We start from the raw sequence: 6,770 nt of genomic DNA on the forward strand, positions 1-6,770 counted from the left end.
AATTTGATATTTTTTAACTGCATAACTACCAATCTTAGTATCGTGAGAAATTTAACCTAATCATTTTCCTTTATCTTCCGTTAATTTGTTAGTATACGTCAAAAAAAACATTGAATTAAGTGCTAAACCAAAAAAAATTATGAACATTGGTTTGCTGGTTATTACATAACCTTAAAATGGGTCCCAGATAAATAAATTTATGCTATTAAACCGCTCGCTTCATCGGTGGTTTATAATTAAGGCAATTTCGCATTTAAAATAAAACAATGGCAAAAAAAACACTTGACGATATTAATCTCAAAAATCAAACAGTGCTAATGCGCGTTGATTTTAACGTCCCAATTGAAAATGGGCAAATCATGTCCGACAAGCGAATTACGGCTGCGCTCCCTTCAATTGAAAAAGTGATCAGTAGCGGCGGAAAGTTAGTCTTATTCTCCCACTTAGGTCGCGTTAAAACTGAAAAAGATAAAGAGAGATACAGTTTAAAAGTTGTTGCAGAGGATCTTAGTAAGAAACTAAGTAAAGAAGTAATTTTTATTAACAAAACTCATGGACCCAAGTTAGAGAAGGCAATTGATAATTTAAAACCTGGTCAAGTTTTAATGGTTGAAAACACTCGTTTTGAAGATCTAAACAACCGCGCCGAAAGTTCTAATTCTCCAGTTCTAGGCAAATACTGAGCTTCGCTCGGCGACGTTTTTGTGAATGATGCTTTCGGAACTGCTCATCGTTCGCACGCATCAAACGTTGGCATAGCCCAGAACATTGCTGTTTCAGCAGTCGGCTATTTAGTTGAAAAAGAATTAAAGATGCTTGGTCAAGGACTTGATTATCCCGAGCATCCTTTCGTAGCCATCGTTGGCGGCGCAAAAGTTTCTGACAAAATCAAAGCCGTTGAGAATCTACTTCAAAAAGCTGACAAGGTGATTATCACTGGCGGAATGGCTAGTACATTTAACAAAGCACTTGGTCACAAAATCGGCGATTCTCTAGTTGAAAATGATTATGTAGATTTGGCCCGCCGCCTACTTAATAAGTACAAAGATAAAATCGTTTTGTCAATTGATTTTGCAATTGCTCCTAAATTTACCAACGCACCCCGTAAGGAAACCGAAGGCGTTGACATTCCTGACCACTGGATGTCGCTTGACATCGGCCATAAATCAATCGCTCTATTTCAGAAAACTTTGCACGGAGCCAAAACAGTCGTTTGAAACGGGCCAGCCGGTGTAACTGAGTTTTCTAACTACGAGCAAGGAACAATCGCACTTGCCCACGCGATTGCTAAGCAGCCGGGCGTGTTTGCTATCATTGGTGGCGGAGATTCGGCTGCGGCGGCAATTAAGCTTGGTTTTGAAAGTAAGTTTTCTCACATTTCAACCGGCGGTGGTGCCTCTCTAGCTTACATGGAAGGTAAACCCTTACCAGCTATAGACGTAATTCAAAACGCCTAAAGGGGAAGCATGGGAAAACCGCTCTGAATAATTGGAAACTGGAAAATGAACCAGGACTATTTGCAAATTGACTCCTATCTTGAACGTTTTGAGCAGGCGCTGAATAATCCCAAAGTTAACTTTGCTTTGGCCGTCAATTACACCTTGTTAAAAAAGGTTCGTCAATCAGGTATAGAGGGGCTAAAAACTTTTGCCCAAAATGTCTCCGAATTTAATCCTGGCGCATACACCGGCGAAACATCGGCCTTAATGCTATCTAGCCTTGGGATTGAAGGGGCTATTATTGGTCACTCGGAACGACGTCAACACTTTGGAGAAACAGACTTAATTGTTCGCAAAAAACTCAAACAACTTCTAGCTAACCGCTTAACCCCAATTGTTTGCGTCGGTGAAACTTTGCTTGAGCGCCAACAAGAAAAAACTGAAAAAGTAATCATTGAACAACTAGCTACAATCTTTGCTAAATTCAAAAAGTTTGATGATTTTATTATCGCTTACGAGCCGCTTTGGGCAATTGGAACTGGCCAAACCGCTACGCCCGAGCAAGCTCAAAAAGTAGCTCGCTTAATTCGCAAACAAACGGCCAAGGATGTAAGAATTCTTTACGGCGGATCTGTTAGTGCCGATAACGTTGCTGCTTTCCTAACTCAACCCGATGTTGATGGCGTTTTAGTTGGCGGAGCTTCGCTTGATCCTAAGGGGTTTGCCCAAATCATTAGCGAGGCAGAGCGTGTCTAAACGAGCGGTGTTAGTCATTTTGGACGGATTTGGCGAGCGCAAAGATCAAAAAGGTAACGCAATTGCGCTGGCTAAAACCCCTAACTGAGATTACCTGCGCAAACATTATCCTCACACATTGCTTAAAGCTGCTGGTCAAGCCGTCGGTTTACCTGCTCAGCAAATGGGCAATTCGGAAGTTGGTCATCTTAACATCGGAGCTGGCACAGTTGTTTATACTGGCTTATCTCTAATAAATCAAGCACTTAAAACTGGTGATTTTGAAAAAAATACTAGTTTTTTAAAGGCTTTTCAAAAAGTTAAAAAAAGTGGCGCAACATTGCACTTAATGGGACTTCTTTCGCCGGGGGGTGTCCACTCTCACGAAGATCATCTCTTTGCACTTTTAAAACTTGCCCACGTGCAAGGACTTAAAAATGTTAGCGTTCATGTTTTCGGTGATGGTCGCGACGTTAGTCCTCAAAGCATCAAACCATCGCTTGAAAAATTAATTACTTTGCTTCAAACTTACCACTATCAACTGGCCAGCATTATGGGTAGGGTGTACGCAATGGATCGCGACCAGCGCTTTGAAAAAACTTTGCTCGCTTACCAAGCCTTGCAAGGAAAGAGTAAGAATCATTTCTCAAATGTTCTAGATTATTTAAGTCAGCAATACCAGCAAGGTATAAGCGATGAGTTTTTAGAACCAGCCGTTAACAAGAGTTCTAAGACCCATTTTTTGAAATCTGGCGATGCAGTAATTTTTTTCAACTTTAGACCTGATCGTGCTCGTCAGCTGAGTCACTTTTTAGTCGGATCTTCATTGTATGACTATAATCCGTCTGAGCGTCTATCGAGCATTGATTTAACAACTATGATGAAGTATGAAGGAATAAGTAAATCCAGAGTTGCATTTTCAGAGATGGAGATTAATCAGACATTGGGAAAAACTTTATCCGAGAACAATTTCAAACAACTCCGCGTAGCGGAAACTCAAAAGTACGCTCACGTCACCTTCTTTTTTGATGGCGGTAAAGACGTCCTTTACCCACTGGAAAAACGCATTTTGGTGCCATCCCATAAAGTTGATAACTTTGCCCGTTTACCTAGTATGAGCGCTCAGGGCATCACGAACGCAATTATTAAAAATTTGAACCAGTTTGATGTAATCATTGCTAACTATGCCAATCCTGACATGGTTGGTCACACTGGCGAACTAAAGCCGACTATTGAAGCGATCGAAATAATTGATGATCAACTTGGTCAATTGTATCGTGCTTGTCAAAAGCACGGGGCAACGCTTTGAATTACGGCTGATCATGGAAATGCTGAAATCATGCTAGATCAGCAAGGAAAACCTTCAACCAAACACACAAATAGCGATGTTCCTTTGTTAGTGTGCGACTCCTTGATCAAACTTAAACCGGGTAAACTTGCTAATGTGAGTCCAAGCTTACTTGACTACTTAGGTTTAAAAATTCCTACTCAGATGGATGCTAAGTCGTTATTGATTAAGTCGGATCGTTAGATATTGGTTGGTAAGTTTGCCGCATTTGCTCTTTAAGTTGCGGATCGTTTTTAATTAGTGCAAGCAGTTGAGCACGTCCATGGGCAATGTTTTGACCATTTCACTGGTACCACCCGCCTTTAGAAACTAACGAACCCTGACTAATCAATAAATCGATTAGTTCGTTATCTTGGTCAAGTCCGTGGTTAAAACTGAGGTGAATTTGACCAACTCGGTAAGGCGGAGCTAACTTGTTTTTCACGCACTTAACTTTTAGATTCACTCCGTTGGGAGCATCGCTTACACCGGTGTAACCAATCCGACGTACTTCCAGTCTTAGCGAAGCATAAAACTTGAGCGCGCGACCACCGGGCGTGACTTGAGCCGGGCCACTAAAATGATTAATTTTTTCGCGAATTTGGTTAATAAAAATTACGCTTGTTTGTGACTGGGATAGCGTAGCGGTAATTTTACGGAGCGCTTTGGACATTAAACGTGCTTGAAGTCCGATCGTGTTGTCTTCAAAACAACCTTCTAATTCAGTTTGAGGAATTAGAGCCGCTACCGAGTCGATTACGATTAAATCAATCGTGCCAGTTTTGGCTAAAGCATCGGTTATTTCTAAAGCTTGCTCAGCTGAGCTGGGTTGGACTAAAATGAGTTGATTTTTATCAACGTTTAGCTTAGTTGCGAATTCTAAATCAAGCGCATGTTCAGCATCAATGAAAACGCATTTACCGCCCTCTTTTTGAACTTGACTAATTGCTAAAAGAGCAAGCGTGGTTTTACCACTTGATTCAGGTCCGTAAATTTCAACTATTTTTCCGCGGACAAATCCGCCCACACCAGTTAACTCGTCAATCACGAGCGAACCACTTGAGAAAACCGCGCTGGGCTCACGAAGACTTTCGCCCGGCAAAATAATCGTGCTATCACGAAATTGTTCAACTAGCGCTTTCAAACTCGAATTGGAAGACTTTTTAGACATATCTACTAAGATATTGGTCAGTTAAAAGTTTTACTTAATTTTTTAAAGGCAAAATTGACTGCTTGGGCGCGAATTTGGTTACGATCACCTTTTAAATTTAGTTGCCACACTTTTTCGTTAATTGCTACGTAAACCTCTCCAACGGGACGGTTTTCTTGACTAGTTGGACCGGCGTTACCAGTAAAAGCGACGCAAATATCTACTCCGAGTCACTTTTGTCCTTGCTTTGCCATATCTAAGGCGGCTTGAGAATTAATCACGCCCTTATCAACATTAACGCCGATCTTGGCTTTTAAATCTTTGTCATAAAGAACTAGGCTACCACGAAAATAGTGCGAGACATTGGCGTTATTAACGACTTTACTCGCAAAGAGTCCGCCTGTTAAAGACTCAACTGCACCGAGTGTGGGCAGAGCCACTAGAGAAGCTCCAATCGATCACTTAGATCGCTACTTGTAAATTGCCCCTTAACGAGAATGTTTCTTTTTGCTAAACGTGAATAAATGACTCGTTCTAAAAACATGTGGAACCAATTCATTTTGTAGTCGGTGGAAACAAGCGGCTGAACTAAGATAGACTCGCATTTTAGTCTGTTAGCGACTAGTATGTCCATTACGATTTGATCGCCCATGATAATTGTCTCCGAGGGCAAAACTTGGTAACGTTCAATGATTGAACGCACAACTCGTTTAAAGGGTTTGCGCGCGTTGCCATAGAAAGCGTCAGCAGTAGTCTTCTCAGCAAAGCGCTGGGTTCGGTTTTTAGTGTTGTTAGAAACAATTACAAAGATGATGCCGGCGCTTTGAATCTTTTGGATGAAATTTATTACATCAGCGTTGGGCAAACGCGTGTAGTGGGGAACGAGCGTATTATCAAGGTCGCTAATAAAGAGTCTAATTCCTTGGCGTTTAAGTTGCGTTAAGTTGACATCTTTGAACGAGCGGATGTAAATTGAAGGCTTAAAGTAGTTGGCGATTAATTTCTTGCGTCGGCTGTCCATCATATTTGTTCAAGCGATAAATCGGATAGATGGTTCAGATCGCTAAATTTAGTTTTTTCGGTGTTTAAATTGATTTCAATGTGACCTACTTCACACCAGAGATCACCATTTCTAAGAATGGTTATTTTGATACTAATTTGCCCGTTATGATCGTCGCGCTTAGCCTTAACATCCCATCCTCAATCAGCAGGTAATTCCAACTTTGGATCGTGAATTAGATCATTCCAAATTGAGTCCTCAATCTCTTTTTCGCTTTTGTCCTTTAATTCAGAATTTTCTTTAATTTGAGCGATCATCCAGTCTTGTAATTCTTTGATTATGAACTGGCGTTTTTCTTGATCAAATTTGCTTATAAAACCGTCAACTTCAAAAACTCGGTCTGGTTTAGTTAGTTCAATATTGCTATCGCTCGTAAAAATTCAAACTCCGATTTTTAACTTGCCATTTACGTTGTCACGATCAATAACTTTGACAGTTATTCTCGGATCTTGCCTCTCTCCTTTGAATCCAAGCTTTTGTTTTAACTCTTCAAACGTTTCCTTATCAAGGTCGCTGAATTCACTCGGCAAAATGTTTTTGTGTTTAATAACCAGTGATTCAAGATTGCTCAATTTTTCTTTTGCTTCCTGGGCGTTTTTACTCTGGGTTTCTAACTCTGAAGTTTTTAAAAGGTCGTCAACTTGCAGAGTATCAGTAGATCCACTTGCAGATCATCCAAGATGCTCAAACCAAACCCAAACTACTAGCGTGATGGTGCCTTTTTCATCATCAACAGAGTCAATATCAACTGCAATTTCTAAACCAGTAATTTTTTCGTCTCATCCGATACTTTTCTTGACTAGGTTGGTCAGAGTTAGTAAACTTTCAAGGTTTTTAAAACCACTTGGCAAAATGTTTTTTTCGTCTAACTCAAGTTTTTTTAGACTAGAAAGTTTTTGACGAACTTTTGTGGCGTACTCTTTCAAACGGGTTAGTTGGTCAAAGTTATCTATTAGTGTTTTATGAAGCGTTACCCAGTTTTGCTCATTTCTCAGCAGTTTGAAAGTAAATTCAATTTGATTACTTTCGTCATTAGCTTGGGCTTCAACTACCAGTTTG

7 protein-coding genes are annotated in these 6,770 nt (G+C 40.4%); 3 read left to right on the plus strand and 4 right to left on the minus strand.

Annotated elements, in window-relative coordinates:
• Positions 1–266 precede the first annotated feature (266 nt).
• The 3 genes from CSE00_RS02825 to gpmI are packed head-to-tail and all read left to right on the plus strand — an operon-like array spanning position 267 to position 3,705.
• The gene (locus CSE00_RS02825) at positions 267–1,457 is read left to right on the plus strand and encodes a phosphoglycerate kinase (protein ID WP_127943066.1); all 1,191 of its coding nucleotides are present in this window, start codon (positions 267–269) and stop codon (positions 1,455–1,457) included.
• A gap of 9 nt (positions 1,458–1,466) precedes the next feature.
• On the plus strand, positions 1,467–2,195 hold the full coding sequence (gene tpiA / locus CSE00_RS02830; RefSeq protein WP_127943067.1) for a triose-phosphate isomerase: 729 nt from the start codon (positions 1,467–1,469) through the stop codon (positions 2,193–2,195).
• The gene (gene gpmI, locus CSE00_RS02835; protein ID WP_127943068.1) at positions 2,188–3,705 is read left to right on the plus strand and encodes a 2,3-bisphosphoglycerate-independent phosphoglycerate mutase; all 1,518 of its coding nucleotides are present in this window, start codon (positions 2,188–2,190) and stop codon (positions 3,703–3,705) included. The genes tpiA and gpmI overlap by 8 nt, the downstream gene beginning before the upstream one ends.
• Here the strand turns inward: gpmI and recA are convergent.
• The 4 genes from recA to CSE00_RS02855 all read right to left on the minus strand — a co-directional run.
• Positions 3,689–4,672 (minus strand): recombinase RecA, encoded by a 984-nt coding sequence (gene recA / locus CSE00_RS02840; protein ID WP_127943069.1) that lies wholly within the window; start codon positions 4,670–4,672, stop codon positions 3,689–3,691. The genes gpmI and recA overlap by 17 nt on opposite strands.
• A 5-nt stretch (positions 4,673–4,677) precedes the next feature.
• The gene (locus CSE00_RS02845; RefSeq protein ID WP_127943070.1) at positions 4,678–5,091 is read right to left on the minus strand and encodes a CinA family protein; all 414 of its coding nucleotides are present in this window, start codon (positions 5,089–5,091) and stop codon (positions 4,678–4,680) included.
• Complete coding sequence (locus CSE00_RS02850; protein ID WP_127943071.1) at positions 5,091–5,675, minus strand: YqeG family HAD IIIA-type phosphatase; 585 nt, start codon at positions 5,673–5,675, stop codon at positions 5,091–5,093. Before CSE00_RS02850 ends, CSE00_RS02845 begins: the two co-directional genes overlap by 1 nt.
• Positions 5,648–6,770: lipoprotein 17-related variable surface protein (locus CSE00_RS02855; protein WP_161565552.1), on the minus strand; the 1,123-nt coding region annotated here is incomplete at its 5' end. The genes CSE00_RS02855 and CSE00_RS02850, both read right to left, overlap by 28 nt.

Origin of the sequence: Mycoplasma sp. ATU-Cv-703, from assembly GCA_004011965.1 — a bacterium.
Classification (GTDB): Bacteria; Bacillota_I; Bacilli_A; order Mycoplasmatales; family Metamycoplasmataceae; genus RYZV01.